The sequence below is a fragment of the Brevibacillus laterosporus genome, from assembly GCF_030489605.1.
GTDB lineage: Bacteria > Bacillota > Bacilli > Brevibacillales > Brevibacillaceae > Brevibacillus_B > Brevibacillus_B laterosporus_E.
Genome location: NZ_JAUKFY010000002.1, coordinates 238,738 through 253,139, shown reverse-complemented (window position 1 = coordinate 253,139; position 14,402 = coordinate 238,738). Strand labels below are relative to the sequence as shown.

Annotated in this window: 16 protein-coding genes; 4 read left to right on the top strand and 12 right to left on the bottom strand. The window is 41.4% G+C overall.

Annotated elements, in window-relative coordinates; all coding sequences use genetic code 11:
- Positions 1-8: 8 nt before the first annotated feature.
- The 4 genes from QZ995_RS03080 to QZ995_RS03065 form a co-directional block, all read right to left on the bottom strand.
- A complete protein-coding gene (locus QZ995_RS03080; RefSeq protein WP_301802865.1) occupies positions 9-920 on the bottom strand; it encodes an RluA family pseudouridine synthase in 912 nt (303 codons plus the stop codon).
- Positions 917-1,657, bottom strand: a complete 741-nt coding sequence (locus QZ995_RS03075) for a glycerophosphodiester phosphodiesterase (protein ID WP_301802862.1) — start codon at positions 1,655-1,657, stop codon at positions 917-919. Before QZ995_RS03075 ends, QZ995_RS03080 begins: the two co-directional genes overlap by 4 nt.
- Positions 1,658-1,787: 130 nt before the next feature.
- Positions 1,788-2,147: a thioredoxin family protein gene (locus QZ995_RS03070; RefSeq protein ID WP_212931365.1), complete on the bottom strand. Its 360-nt coding sequence runs from the start codon at positions 2,145-2,147 to the stop codon at positions 1,788-1,790.
- Between the two features lie 44 nt (positions 2,148-2,191).
- Positions 2,192-3,094, bottom strand: coding sequence for a LysR family transcriptional regulator (locus QZ995_RS03065; protein WP_301802854.1), 903 nt, complete (start codon positions 3,092-3,094; stop codon positions 2,192-2,194).
- Positions 3,095-3,244: 150 nt separating this feature from the next.
- Between QZ995_RS03065 and leuC the strand changes: the two genes are divergently transcribed.
- From leuC to QZ995_RS03050, 3 genes are all read left to right on the top strand, one after another.
- Positions 3,245-4,663, top strand: a complete 1,419-nt coding sequence (leuC, locus tag QZ995_RS03060) for a 3-isopropylmalate dehydratase large subunit (protein WP_301802850.1) — start codon at positions 3,245-3,247, stop codon at positions 4,661-4,663.
- A 120-nt stretch (positions 4,664-4,783) separates the two neighbouring features.
- The gene (gene leuD / locus QZ995_RS03055; protein WP_301802848.1) at positions 4,784-5,377 is read left to right on the top strand and encodes a 3-isopropylmalate dehydratase small subunit; all 594 of its coding nucleotides are present in this window, start codon (positions 4,784-4,786) and stop codon (positions 5,375-5,377) included.
- Positions 5,378-5,682: 305 nt separating this feature from the next.
- A complete protein-coding gene (locus QZ995_RS03050; RefSeq protein WP_366919673.1) occupies positions 5,683-6,054 on the top strand; it encodes a peptidase inhibitor family I36 protein in 372 nt (123 codons plus the stop codon).
- Between the two features lie 419 nt (positions 6,055-6,473).
- On the opposite strand, the gene QZ995_RS03045 is transcribed toward QZ995_RS03050, so the two are convergent.
- Positions 6,474-7,412 (bottom strand): helix-turn-helix transcriptional regulator, encoded by a 939-nt coding sequence (locus QZ995_RS03045; protein WP_301802844.1) that lies wholly within the window; start codon positions 7,410-7,412, stop codon positions 6,474-6,476.
- 121 nt (positions 7,413-7,533) lie between these two features.
- Between QZ995_RS03045 and QZ995_RS03040 the strand changes: the two genes are divergently transcribed.
- Complete coding sequence (locus tag QZ995_RS03040; RefSeq protein WP_301802843.1) at positions 7,534-7,983, top strand: VOC family protein; 450 nt, start codon at positions 7,534-7,536, stop codon at positions 7,981-7,983.
- 129 nt (positions 7,984-8,112) lie between these two features.
- On the opposite strand, the gene QZ995_RS03035 is transcribed toward QZ995_RS03040, so the two are convergent.
- From QZ995_RS03035 to QZ995_RS03005, 7 genes are all read right to left on the bottom strand, one after another.
- Positions 8,113-9,042: an MBL fold metallo-hydrolase gene (locus tag QZ995_RS03035; RefSeq protein WP_301802841.1), complete on the bottom strand. Its 930-nt coding sequence runs from the start codon at positions 9,040-9,042 to the stop codon at positions 8,113-8,115.
- A 73-nt stretch (positions 9,043-9,115) separates the two neighbouring features.
- Positions 9,116-9,793, bottom strand: coding sequence for a DsbA family oxidoreductase (locus QZ995_RS03030; RefSeq protein WP_301802838.1), 678 nt, complete (start codon positions 9,791-9,793; stop codon positions 9,116-9,118).
- 78 nt (positions 9,794-9,871) lie between these two features.
- Positions 9,872-10,309, bottom strand: a complete 438-nt coding sequence (locus QZ995_RS03025) for an Rrf2 family transcriptional regulator (RefSeq protein ID WP_301803205.1) — start codon at positions 10,307-10,309, stop codon at positions 9,872-9,874.
- Positions 10,310-10,502: 193 nt separating this feature from the next.
- Positions 10,503-10,691, bottom strand: coding sequence for a hypothetical protein (locus tag QZ995_RS03020; RefSeq protein ID WP_301802836.1), 189 nt, complete (start codon positions 10,689-10,691; stop codon positions 10,503-10,505).
- Between the two features lie 250 nt (positions 10,692-10,941).
- Positions 10,942-11,856 carry a class I SAM-dependent methyltransferase gene (locus QZ995_RS03015; protein WP_301802833.1) on the bottom strand — a complete coding sequence of 305 codons (915 nt, stop codon included), beginning with the start codon at positions 11,854-11,856 and terminating at the stop codon, positions 10,942-10,944.
- Between the two features lie 154 nt (positions 11,857-12,010).
- Complete coding sequence (locus tag QZ995_RS03010; RefSeq protein WP_301802831.1) at positions 12,011-13,684, bottom strand: AMP-binding protein; 1,674 nt, start codon at positions 13,682-13,684, stop codon at positions 12,011-12,013.
- A 144-nt stretch (positions 13,685-13,828) separates the two neighbouring features.
- The gene (locus QZ995_RS03005) at positions 13,829-14,308 is read right to left on the bottom strand and encodes a hypothetical protein (protein ID WP_022583825.1); all 480 of its coding nucleotides are present in this window, start codon (positions 14,306-14,308) and stop codon (positions 13,829-13,831) included.
- Between the last annotated feature and the right edge of the window lie 94 nt (positions 14,309-14,402).

Here is a 14,402-nt window from a genome sequence, read left to right as displayed (position 1 = left end):
TTATTGCTTTATAATCGGCTCTTAAGCTCTTGTAAATCCTGCGGCAGCTTTGCTGTGACCTCCACTTGCTGCTCCCCAAACGGGTGAATAAAATAAAGTTTCGCTGCATGTAATGCTTGTCTATTTTGCAGTGTTTGATTTTTTCTAGCTCCATATAAAATATCTCCGAGCAACGGATATCCCAAATAAGCGAAATGAACGCGAATCTGATGCGTTCGTCCTGTATCAAGACGACAAGATACTTGCGTAGTATCACGATAGCGTTCCATTACATGAAAATGCGTAATAGCTCGGTCACCTTGAGGCGAAACACGTCTTCTCGTTGCATGATGACGATCTTTTCCTATAGGCGCATCTATTTTACCTTGTTCTTCCTGCATGATTCCTTCCACAAAAGCGACGTATTGCCGGGAAATATCTCGTCTTTCCAATCTCTCAGCAAGCATAGCTCCAGCAAGTGGATGTTTCGCATACATCACGAGTCCAGATGTATCTTGATCCAAACGATGAATATGTCGAACCTTGTTCTTTATGTTCTGTTCTTGAAAATAGCCGGCTACCCAATGGTCTAATGTCTTATGGTGAGCAGGCTCGGTAGGATGTAAAAGCAAGCCCGCCGGTTTATCAACAATCAAGATATGATCGTCTTCATACGCAATCTGTAAATTACCCTTGACTGGCTCTAATCCCAGTTCCTCTTCCTGACAAACGCGGATCGCAATATGTTGCCCGCTTTCTGTTTTTTGGACTTGGGTTGCTGGTTGGCCATTGACCGTAATCTCTTTGTTTTGAAATAAAAGGTGCGCTGTTTTTTTCGGAAATCCCCATCTTTTTCGAAGTAAGTCTCCAAAAGAAAGAGCAGCTTCTTGTTCACCTAGCGTGCCAAGAAGCCACTCTCCCTCTCTTTTCATTGAAATCATGCCGTACTTCCTTTCCTTGAAAGCCATCTATCGGGATGATTGGTGCAGATATGCACATGCGATCCAAATTCAGCTACCTGTCGCATATGTTCTGGATCATCTACCGTCCAAGCTATGATATGATATCCCCAATCCCTCGCTTGGTCCGCAATCTCTTGAGTCAGATAAGGATATGCGAGCGATAACACGTCGGCCCCGATATGCTGGGCTTGTTCGTGCAATAAAAGTGGCATTCCATAAATCAACGGTCCCACCTGCAAGCGTGGAGCCAATCTTTTTACGTGATAGACGCTCTGATGTTGAAATGATGTAATGATCACATGTTCTTCCATATCATACTGCTCGATTAAACGGATCACTTTTTCTTCCAGCACCTGCTCCCTGCTTGCCACCATCTGTTTTAGCTCTATATTAAGCCATTTTTTCTCACGATTGGCAATGAGCACTTCTTCCAAGGAAGGGATCGTCTCGCTGGCAAATTGCTTGTTGAACCAACTGCCTGCATCGAGAGAACGCAACTCGGCAAACGTATGATCCTTAACCCATCCAGTTCCATTCGTGGTGCGTTCCAACGAATAGTCGTGAATAACCACAGGAATTTGATCCCTTGTCAGCTGAACATCAAATTCAATCCCATCTATGTTTGGGTGTTCAAGTGCCGTTCGGATAGACGCCAAAGTATTTTCCGGAGCAACTCCTGACCAACCCCGATGCGCGATGCATACATTGCTTCGCAAGCTCAACCCTCCTTGAAAGAACTCTTTGTTTTTCCTCATTGCTTATAGATATGAGCATTTCCAGCAAAACCTGCTCAAATTGTTAGCAAAGCTATAACGTCCCTACATTATATAAGAGCGAATTTTTATTTTAAAGTTCTGCGCTAATTTGCACGGAACGATCTAAAAATTGCTCGATCTCTTCACGACTTTTAGCTAATTTGCTTACAAAACGTATGACTTCCTTGCCATTCTTGAACGTGACAAAGCTGGGGATACCCATGATCTCTAACTGCTGAGACAATTCAGGAAGGTCATCACGGTTAACTGCTATCATATCCAATTGCTCTTTGTAAGCTTCCTCTAATTCCGGCATAAACGGATCGATCCGAAAGCAGTCAGGGCACCAAGTTGTATAAAATTTAACCACAACCGGTTTGGAAGAACGGATGGCTTCTTGGAATGCTTCTTCTGTTTTAATCTCTTTCATGTGTGTATCCTTCCTTTCCATGCATGTTTTGTTGATAGTGTAACACACCTGCCACTTTTTTGTCTCTACACCAGGTTTAGTGAGTACTGCTTTCCGGCTAAGGCTATCTCTTCTCGTAATGCTAGCATTGGAGCAGATAAATGCTTATCTTTGTGGGATGCGACTACTAAGGTTCGATTAGGGTGCGTAGATAGATGCACATAAGCGGGACGGACGTTACCATTCATTGCCCCTGTAATCATATGAGGCGCAAAAGAAACTCCCATGCCTGATGCTACTAAGGCTTGCACCGTCTGAATGTTGGAGCTTTCAAAGACTACTTTAGGCATAAACCCAGCCTGCTCGCACAATGAAAGTGAGATTGTGCGAAATCCTTGCCCCTCTTTTAATAAAATAAATGGTTCATCTGCCAAAGCCTTTAAATCAACAATCGGCTCCTTTGCAAATGGATGCTGAGGTGGCAAAGATAAATATATTTCTTCCTGTAATACCGGCGTTGTTAATATTGCTGGATGTTGTATCGGCATTGTTAGCAAGCTCATATCCAGCTTACCATTGACCAGCATTTGTTCCAGATTGCTCGATGTGTCTTCTATTAAAGTAACCTCGATGCGAGGATAGCGTTTCGTAAAGGCTGAAAAAGCTTCGGGCAACACAAAAGCCCCTGTGATCGGAAGACTGCCAACTACGATTCTCCCCGCGTTCCCTTCTGCAAATTGAAGCATTTCACGTTCTAATGAATCTGCCCTCACAATAAGCTCAGTGGCTAATTGTAGAAATCGATTGCCCGCATCAGTTAACTCGACTCGTTGTGGCAATCGCTGAAACAACAGAACGCCCCACTCACGTTCTAATTTTGCAATTTGTTGACTAAGCGATGGTTGTGCTAAATGAAGCTTCTCCGCTGCGCGAGAAAAGCTTTTTTCTTGAGCTACCATCATCACATATCGTATTTGTCTCAATTCCATCTCTATCTCCGCCTATTCTTTGCTTCCTTCCATGCATATAGGTAATTCCTATCCATTCTATAATCATTATATCTTTGTGCTATTTACTTATCCATGATACAACTAAAAAAAAGCAGGAACGCGATTACAATGCAGAGGAGAGGAAATAGGATGAAAGCACGCACACTTTTTGAAAAAATCTGGGATCAGCACGTCATTCACGAAGAACCGGGAAAACCTAGCTTATTATATATCGATTTACATCTCGTTCATGAAGTAACATCCCCACAGGCTTTTGAGGGTTTACGTCTAGCTCATCGAAAGGTACGCCGCCCCGATCTTACTTTTGCAACGATGGATCACAACGTACCCACGAAGAATCGCTACCTTGTAGAAGACCCCATTTCACTGACACAGATGGAGACCTTAACCAAAAACTGTCGAGATTTTGGAGTACCACTTGCTGATTTAGACAGCCCAGATCAAGGAATTGTCCATGTCATTGGACCAGAACTTGGGTTAACTCATCCAGGTAAAACAATTGTTTGTGGGGATAGTCATACCTCTACACATGGAGCTTTTGGGGCTCTTGCTTTTGGAATCGGAACCAGTGAGGTTGAGCATGTATTGGCAACGCAATGCTTGCAGCAAGCAAAACCAAAAACAATGGAAGTCCATGTAAAAGGCCCAATGCCGCTAGGTGTCTCTGCAAAAGATTTAATTTTGGCTATTATCGCAAAATTCGGCACTGACTTTGCCACAGGTTATGTTATTGAATATACAGGGGAAGCTATTCGTCAATTGACAATGGAAGAACGGATGACAGTTTGTAATATGTCCATTGAGGCTGGAGCACGTGCAGGTCTGATCGCTCCGGATGATACTACTTTCGCATACCTAAAAGGTCGCCGCCATGTTCCTCAAGGAGAAGCATTTGACCAAGCTGTTGCTGCATGGAGAGAACTGGCAACGGATGAAGGTGCCGAATATGATGCTTACATTGAGCTTCACGCAAGCGAGATTGAGCCACAAGTAACCTGGGGAACTAGTCCCGGGATGGGTACCGGCATTACTGGGAACGTCCCTCATCCTGAAGAATTTATGAGCCAAACCGAACAAAAGGCGGCACGAGATGCCCTTGCTTATATGGGATTAATTGCAGGGACTCCCATGACCGACATCACTATTGATCGCGTGTTTATTGGCTCCTGTACAAACGGACGGATTGAAGATTTACGCCGTGCCGCTGCAGTAGCTAAAGGTCGAAAGGTATCCTCCAAGGTTAATGCCATGGTCGTGCCAGGGTCACAAGCAGTCAAGGAACGTGCTGAACAGGAAGGATTACATCATATCTTCATCGAGGCTGGCTTTGAGTGGCGGGAATCTGGTTGCTCCATGTGTCTTGCAATGAATCCAGATATTTTGTCACCAGGTGAGCGTTGTGCTTCCACCTCTAACCGTAACTTTGAAGGGCGTCAAGGGCGCGATGGACGAACACATCTTGTTAGTCCTGAAATGGCGGTTGCCGCCGCAGTTGCAGGTAGATTCGTTGATGTCCGTCAATGGCTAAACACTGCTTCTGTCGTGTGAAAATACGTTAGGACTTCGTAATTTGTAATTAAACGGCTTGTCTTGAAACGGATGAGTCAATCAAGACGTTGTTGTAGAAAATCAAAAGCTGATCCCAGCATGCAAAAGGAGGCACTATTTATGGAACCATTTGGAAAAGCAACTGGCTTGACTGCTCCCGTCGATCGGGCCAATATTGATACAGATGCTATTATCCCCAAACAATTTTTAAAGCGCATTGAACGTACAGGCTTTGGTCAATTCCTGTTTTATGAATGGCGCTTTACGATTGACGGCGAGCGAATCGATTCATTTGTTCTCCATCAGCCGCGTTATGAGGGAGCAACGATCCTTCTTGCACGCAATAACTTTGGCTGTGGCTCCTCACGCGAGCATGCACCTTGGGCGTTATTAGATTTTGGATTTAGAGTAATCATTGCACCGTCCTTTGCAGATATCTTTTATAATAACTGCTTTAAAAATGGAATTTTGCCAATCAAATTAACAGAGGCACAGGTAGAGGAATTGTTTACACGTACGGAAGCTACAGAAGGTTATACATTGACCATTGATTTAGAAAATAAGGTAGTAGAGGATGACAGGGGTCTCTCCTATCCTTTCGAGGTAGATTCTTATCGCCGGTATTGCTTGTTGAATGGTTTGGATGACATTGAAATTACTCTACAACAAGAAGACAAAATTGTGGCTTATGAACAAAAGATGCCTGTATGGTAGATAGTAAATAGTTAAGACACAGAGAAAAAGGGGTCACCAGCAGGTGGCCTTTTTTCATTTAGAATCCCGCTATTTGAAGTTCCTTCCTTATTCTTCGTCTACGGAAAACCTACTGCTTGTAAATTTCTCGAAATCTATTAATCCACGAAGGTCTTGTTGAAAAAGAATTTATCAGATAAGAGAACTGAAAAAATAGCTGCTCTGGCTAACTCTGGCCTCTTAAAAAGCTCCTATGCCCCATCCTTCCTCGTATTTCACAAATGACCTGTGTCAATGCACATATATGACAATTAGGCATACATTGTATGGATCAAAAAAGTATAGGAGAGGTGTTCATGTTTTATAATCCGTATCATTATAATCCGCATTACTATGACCCGTATCATTATGTAGAGGTTCAGCAACGCGTCAATCGTTTTTTTGAACATATAGACGGAAACGGCGCGTCTTTCACTCTGAACACAGGAGATAGATTGTCATACGTGGGGGATGCTTGGAACGACAGAATTTCATCTGTACGTGTAGCACCTAGAACTCTTGTGGTTTTATATGAGCACATAAATTTTACAGGCAGAACAAAGATACTTGAAAATGCAAGAAACCGATCTCGTCTCTTCAACATTCATGAAGATTTTAATGACATGGTTTCATCAATTAAAACTTTTCGACTCTGTTAACTAATAAAAAGGTGCCCTCAGTATCCAGACTGAGGGCGTTTTTACTATAAAGTCTATAAAAATATCATGGAGGTAAGTTTAAATTTTTGAAAATGGTTTACGAATGCTAAAGCCTCCCCCCAAACTATGCCTAAAGAAAGGAATCTATTTTGGCCAACTGCGAACGTTCCGCCTATGTACAAGCTGTTATGATTGACCGTGAAGGTTTTACCAGCAGCACACAGGAAATATCTTTGTTATTGCTTTTTTATGCTGCATCAATAATCCTTGCAAGCAAGTAAATGTACATTCACACCGTCATCTATCGTTTAGATTAGATGACGGTTTCTTGTTATTTTATAATCCGTCCCTTCAGTTTCGGATCGTTCGCAAACAAAAGGAACCAGCATATCCTGCAGTAATGTGATCTGCATGATGATTTATAATTTTTGATAGTGATGGAAGAGATTCTCTATTCTCTCTTGGATTATTTGTTTCAATGATTCAGGCTTCACTGATATAACAGTTTTACCATATTTCATAAAATAGTTAGCGATAAACTCCTCTTCTCCTAGATTATAAAATCCCCTAATGACTGTTTTATTCCCATTTTCTATTTTCATAGAAGGATAATGTTCTTTATAAAAAATATCCTTTGCTTGTTCTGCTATCTCTACTTCAAAGTCAATCCTCATCTCAGATTGATAAATTTCTAATGAACGACTAACGAGTTCATCTATAGAAAAATGAGATTTGATTTCCTCTTCTTCTATAAAGGTTATTCGATCGCATCTGAAAACTCTATATTTATTTGTATTTACCTCTATTCCAGTAGCATACCATTGCCCAAACTTAGCGGAAATTTTGAAAAATTGAACATGATAACTTTTGTTCTGATTGTTTTTTACATATTGGATCTTACAGGCGCTCTCATTTAGAATGCTTTTTAGAATTTTATCCAAAAAACGGCTAACATTGTTATGCTGATATATTTCAAATTGCAGGACTTTTTTCATCTTGTGAATCTGCTGTATTTGATTTTTCGAAAGACAGTTTTCAAACTTTTCATTCAGTTTATTGACACTCAAATGAAATGGTGTTGATTGATAAGAGTCTAACGTCAACATTGCAAAGTACAGAGCATACACTTCATCAATAGTAAAAATAATGGGAGATAACAATCTATTTTTTAGGATGCCATATCGTCCCTTTCTGCCATGTTCCGAAAAAATTGGCATACCTAATTGTTCTAATGAACGAATATCACGTAGAGCTGTACTTTTTGAAATATTGTATTTATCCATTAGATCATTTAAATTAAAGAACTCTCGATTGTTTAAGTATCTCATCATGTCATTTAATCTTTCTGATTTCTTCATATAAATCCCCTTATAAAGGTGTCATGTTTTGATACCTTTATAGATTATCATAAGTTCAAGGTAATATATCAAATAGTTAAGATATCTACCTAAAATCATTTAATAAAAGGAGATTGGTACTATGAGTACAACACTAGAAATAGCTATTTTCTTATCAATGAACGGAAATGCAAAAGAAGCTATAAATTTTTACAAAAACCATTTTAATGCAGAGGAATTGTTACTTGTTACCTATCAAGATATGGCAAAACGTGACAGCTCAATACAGCTTACTGATGAAAATAAGAATTATATTTCTCACTCTGTCTTATCAATCGGAAAAACAAAAGTAATGATAGCAGAAGATACAATCAATACCAGTGAAGAATATACAGTTGGTAATAACACTTCATTATGTATTCAAAGTGCTGACTTGGAGGAAATTGAACATTTTTATAATAGCTTACTTACAGATGATAGAGTGAAAGTCATTCTCCCTTTATCTAAAAATGTGTTTAGCAAAGCATACGGTATAATTGAGGACCCGTTCGGTATTCAAATCCAATTAATGTTTGATGATAGATTACAATAAGAAATTATCGACGTGTCCCCGTCAAACAGACCAAAATTATGAAAACGCCCGGGTCTAAACCCGGGCGCCTTTAGAAGCCGTAGACAGTGGTTACCATATCCACACCTAACGGGCGGTTTCGGCGTTATATCACGGCCAGGAACGCTCACCCTTGATTACTTGGGCGCTCAGTTCCAAATCACTTGTGTTCTTCAATTCCGGATGTGCCTTCTTCATCGCAGCAATCAACTCAGTGGAATTCTTAGCCTGCTTTGCCGCAGCTTCAAATTCTACAATGTAGTCACGGGTGAAGGAGACGGTGGATTTATCTTCAGAGCTCTTGCCCATGTAATGGCCCGGGATAACTCGTTCAGGCTTCAGGGCAAGAATCCGATCCAGAATCTCGCGCCAGTGGTCACGGCTCTCTGGAGTCTGATTGTCTGCCATCCAGACATGCAGGTTCTCATAGATCGGCACACCGCCCAGGATTGTCTTTTTCGACGGAACCCAAAGAACTGTGTGAGACGGATCCGAACCGTCAAGACCGATCACCTGCACGGTTTGTCCATCAACCGTTAGCTTATCCCCTTCAAGGACATCAGGGACGATCAGCGCAGTCGGGGCGTTTTCTTTCATGATCGGACCCCAGAATTCGCTTTTGATCTTGATGGTTGCCTTGATCCCTTCAACAGTAGCCGGAGTGGCAACGATCTTTACGTCAGGAAACGCCTCGCGGATCGCCGACAGGCCGAAGTAGAAATCCGGATCCTTGTGGCTGACATAAACTGTAGTCAGCTTCTTGCCGGTTTCGCGGATCATCTTAACCAGTTGCTCGGCGTTGTTCTTTTCGAACTGAGCATCAACGAGCAGCACCTCGCTCGGCCCTTCGATCAGGCTCGATGTGACGGAGAAGAGACCGTTTTCCCCAGGGTTGAACGGCGTGATCTTAAGTTCAGCCGCCGGTTTCTCGGTTCCTTCGCTCGCGGTTTTCGTCTTACTCGGCTCGCTGGAGCATGCGCTCAGCAATAGCGTGAAACAAAACATCAAAATAACTCCTATTGAAGATTTCTTGCTAAACATCGGTAAATCTCCCTCTTCCTAATATTGATAACGATTATCAAAACCGTAACGTAACGCCGTCAGCACAAGCTGTTCACTCAGATTCACTTCCGGTATCGTCCAACACGTTCAACGACTGAGATTCCTTCCAAGCTGTCTGCAAAGCATTCAGAAACACGTCGGTTGATTGCGCCCCCGATACGGCGTATTTGCGGTCGATGACGAAGAACGGCACTCCGCTGACGCCAAGCCTGCTTGCTTCTTCCTCGTCTGCACGCACTTCGGAGGAATAATCATCGCTGGCAAGCACCTTGAGCGCTTCATCGCGATCCAAACCGATCTTCACCGCTAATTCCACCAGCGTTTCGTGGTCACCCAAATGCCGGGAGTCGGTAAAGTATGCCTGGAACAGTTCCTGCGCCATCGGGTTCATTTTCCCTTGCTTGAATGCGTACTTCGCCAACCTGTGGGCATCGAATGTGTTCGTCAGAATCAAGGTGTCAAATTGGAATGTAAGCCCGACTTCCTTCGCTTTACTGCTAAGATTTTCGTTCATTGCAATCGCTTGATCCCGGCTCATGCCGTACTTGGCGACCAGCATGCCATGCACGTCGTAATCCACGTCCCTCTGTGCTTTCGGATCCAGCTCGAAGCTTCGGAAAACAAGCTCAACATCATCTTTGTGTTCAAATTTATCAAGCGCCGCTTCGATCCGTTGTTTGCCGATGTAACAGAAGGGGCAAGCAAAATCGGACCAAACTTCAACTTTCATTCCGGGAACCTCCTTTCCATTTATTTCGAGATTTGATATTGTAACCATTTCAGTTACAACAATTCCAAAAAAATGGGTTCACTTTTTCATGTTACTATGTTCGGCAAGCTCGGAAAGTAACTCATGCATCGTTATGTCAGCCAGGATCGCTTCCATAGCGTTTTGGGCCCGTCTTACGATCAGTTCCAGAACGGCTTGAATGTTCGCACCGACCGGACAGTCGGGATTCGGCTGTTCATGAAGATGAAAGAGCTCCCCTTCCTCCACGACTTCCGCCGCCCGGTAAACATCCAGCAGCGTAACTTCTTCCAGCCCTTTAAGCAAAAAAGCACCGCCTTTGCCGGCTCGAACGTCCGCCAATCCTGCTTTCTTTAGCTGTCCGAGTATTTTCCGAATGATAACCGGATTCGTTCCAACGCTACCAGCAATCCATTCCGACGTGCAGTGCGCATCCTTGGCTGTAGATAGCAACGAAAGAATGTGAACCCCTATGGAAAATCTGCTACTTATTTTCATTACTGACACCCTCTCGATGTAACCATTATAGTTACAACATATACCGAGTGTCAAGAGGGCTTTTGAAATTGTTAATATTGTAAAAGGAACTTCGATATATTTCTTCGTTTTCGTTCAGATATATTCCTTTTCTAACCATTTGTGGAATTTCCTAAAATTGTTCCTAGTCTTTTACACACTTTTGCCTCTGGTGTTACGGACGCTGGGAGTGCCCCGCCTTTATACGAGCGATTTCTCCTCTACTAAAATGCGTGTTAACCTTATAGAAACGTTCATATCTGGGAATGATCCGTTTCTTATCCTCATGAAGCTGACGTAACATTTCTATATGCTCTGGCAAAATAAATTTCGTTACAAGTGGATCAAGAATTTTGCTAGCCATCAAAATATCTCCTCAGATACAAAAATACGATTTAATTTTATTAAATGCAGAGACTATGCAATGGGTAAAACTACATGTTTATCAATCAAAAAAGTCCTCCAACTGTCTAATTTGATATTATTCCCTTAAAGTAGACGGTAAGAAGAAAGCCTTTTTCATAAAAAAAGACTGATCAAACTCTAATAAGAGATTGTTCAGTCAGATTGTGGGGCTTCCCATTTTTAAGTGAAAGTATATCTATAAATGTGTTTTATTTTTTAATAGCATGAAGATAATGAATGGTTTCAAAAGCTGACAGGTAATCGTCTCGATTTTCAAAATAAAGTTCATTAATTTTAGCCGGAGACAAATGTTCATAAATCAGTAAACCTGATTCTTCCAATATTTTTTCCATTTCAAAATAAGAAAAACAAGATTTCATTGGTTCACCGCTTGCTGAAGCCAATTTGACCATGTTTTCAACTCTATTAGAGATGCCTTTTTCTTTAAATAAGTTTTCGTCGGCATAATCAAAAACAATGGAACTTCCCGATGGGACCTTGGTGAATAAATGAGCTATCAAATCAGAAAATTCCTCTTTAGTTAAATAATAAGTAACACCTAAAAGACTAAAGAAAGTTTTTTTGTTATCAAATCCTTCATTTATTAGTTTTTGATAGGAAAACTTTTTAGTGAAGTCCACCGAAACAAAATGAAGATTATTCAGAATTTTAAGATTAGATTCATCCAACCTTTTCTTTTTAAATTCCTGTGTAACAGGGTGATCAATTTCAAATATTTCTAAGCTGTCTTCCAATTCTGGATGTCGAAAACTAAAGGTGTCAAAACCGGCACCAAGTATGACATATTGTTTTAACCCTAACATAACTTCATGAAGTAATACTTTTTCACAATACGCAGCACGTGCTAAGGGTGTTGGAGAAAGCTGGACCTGTGTAATCCATTTTAATATTTCTTCTGTATTCTCTCTAAATTTTTGCGCAATATCTTTGTTGAAGAAATGTATGCCTTGAACCATATTTTCTTTGATGTCATTACATTCTTTCTGTGAAATTAAGTCTTTAGCTATATAGTCATTAAAGATTTTAGGGGTATCAAATTGACTATGATAGGCTCTGCCAAATGCTGATATTAACGCAGTTAAACTTGACTCACCTTTTTTCATGCAAACACTCTCCTTCAATTTATAAAAAAAATAGGATTCCCCTGGCTAGGAGAATCCTATTATATACCTTAATCCTATAAAGTAAAATATAGCATAAAAAACTTTTTTTGTCAACCAAACATTATTCAGGCCGAAATATGCTTTGACATAGTATTTATTTCTTGAATGACTCACTAGTAGCGGCAGATTGATTCAAACCAAGGATCTCAATGGCTTGTTCTCTCAGCTTATATTTTTGAATTTTGCCAGAGGCTGTCATTGGGTAATCACTTACAATTTGTACATAATATGGAATCTTAAAGCGAGCAATTTTCCCCTGACAGAAATCTTTAAGCTCATTTGATGTCAGGGTTTCACCCTCCCGTACTTTAACGCATGCCAATACCTGTTCACCATAGTGGGGATCAGGAACACCAATAACCTGGACATCCAACACCTTGGGATGAGTATACAGAAACTCTTCAATCTCACGCGGATAAATATTTTCCCCTCCGCGAATGATCATGTCTTTCAGGCGTCCTGTTATGCGATAGTACCCCGATTCGTCAACGGTGGCCAAGTCTCCAGTATGGAGCCAGCCCTCAGAATCAATCGCCTGAGCTGTCTGTTCCGGCATTTTATAGTATCCTTTCATAACCTGATAGCCTCGCGTGCAAAGTTCACCCTGCTCGCCTATAGCCACCTCTTCCCCTGTTTCCGGATTCATTAGCTTAATTTCAACCGGATCATGCTTACGACCTACTGTAGACACACGAAGCTCGATGCTATCATCTACTCTCGTCTGAGTCACGACTGGCGATGATTCCGTCTGCCCATATGCAATAGTAATATCACGAATCCCCATTTTATCTACCACATTTTTCATTACTTCTTCAGGGCAAGGAGAACCCGCCATGATACCGGTGCGTAATGAGCTTAGATCATACTGCGCAAAGGCGGGTTCATTCAGCTGAGCAATAAACATAGTCGGCACTCCATACAGTGCAGTGCACCTGGTCTTAGAAACCACTTCCAAAACAACTTTGGGCTGAAACGTAATGATAGGAACCATCGTCGCTCCCGTTGCTACGCAGGCTAAAGTTCCCATGACACAGCCAAAGCAATGGAAAAAAGGCACTGGAATGCATACACGATCTTTATAGTATAAATTTTGACAACTAGCTACTTGAATTGCATTATTAATAATATTGTTATGACTAAGCATGACACCTTTTGGAAACCCGGTCGTACCTGAAGTATATTGCATATTAACTACCGAATCGGGATGTATCGTCTTTTGACGATCAATCTGCTCCGCTTCTGTCACTTGTTCAGCTAGCTCATAAAGATCCCTAAATAAATACATGCCTGGCTGGCGCTCTTCCCCCAGATAGATAACCCGTCGTAATTGAGGGAGGCGTTCTGCTTGAAGCTCTCCAGGTGTAGCGGATTGCAGTTCAGGGCAAATTTCATGCAACATGTCAACATACGAAACACCCTTAAACTGATCAATTAATAATAATGTAGTAGCATCCGATTGATGCAGCAAATATTCAAGCTCATGTGTACGGTAGTTTGTATTAACGGTCACGAGTACACCACCTATTTTAGCTGCGGCAAACTGAGTTAATACCCACTCTGGAACATTATTAGCCCAAATTGCTATATGTTCGCCTGGCCGGATGCCTAAGGCCATAAATCCCCGAGCTAATTGATTGCATACCAACTGAAACTCCCGATATGTATACGTAAGTTCACGCTCATGATAAATAATGGCTTCCTTGTCAGGAAACATATTTGCTGTCTCATCTAATAAATCTCCCATTGTAATAGAACGTAGATCAGCCATTTTTCGACCTCCCAGGCACATTAATCAGAACATTTCAACGAACCATAAATTTTCCTGCTATATACCATCATATCTTTTATTGGTCATTTTATATAGCAAAAAGTCCCCGATAAGGTATCAACCATCGAGGCACTTCTTTCCCATCTATTTGATTTGCAGTATTTTTACTGTTTCTACCTTGTAGGATAGATGATTCGGGTAAGCTAATTCTATTTTCAATTCGTGTTCCCCTTTAGGCATATTTTTAATAGTAAATTGGGGTTGATAAATCTTCTGAATCATTTTTCCATCCACATATAGATGTGCATGTCCCTTCCCATGCATGGACTCCAACTTTTGTTCCGCGTTGGACTGCTCTTCCGTAAAGGTAAAGCCTGTTGTAATGAGATTAACAGCTATTTCATTATTCTCTACCTGTACATCCATAGCTACCTGAGGCCTTTCGGAGGCAAACGGGTTGTCTGCTACTTTTGCTGTTGTCTCCATGCTTTCCCGATCAAATTGGAACAGGGTTGCGACATGTAATGGATCTTTCCATATTACCAGTACGATGGCAAGTACTAAGCCAACCCCTACAGCAGAGCCATATAGCAACTTGCGCAAACTAATTACAAATACTTTCATTCGTAACTCTCCCTTTCCGCCCTATTTGTACATGCATACGCGAGAATGAAGAGAGTTAGAAGTAAATCTTGCAGAAAACTGCTACAAGCATATG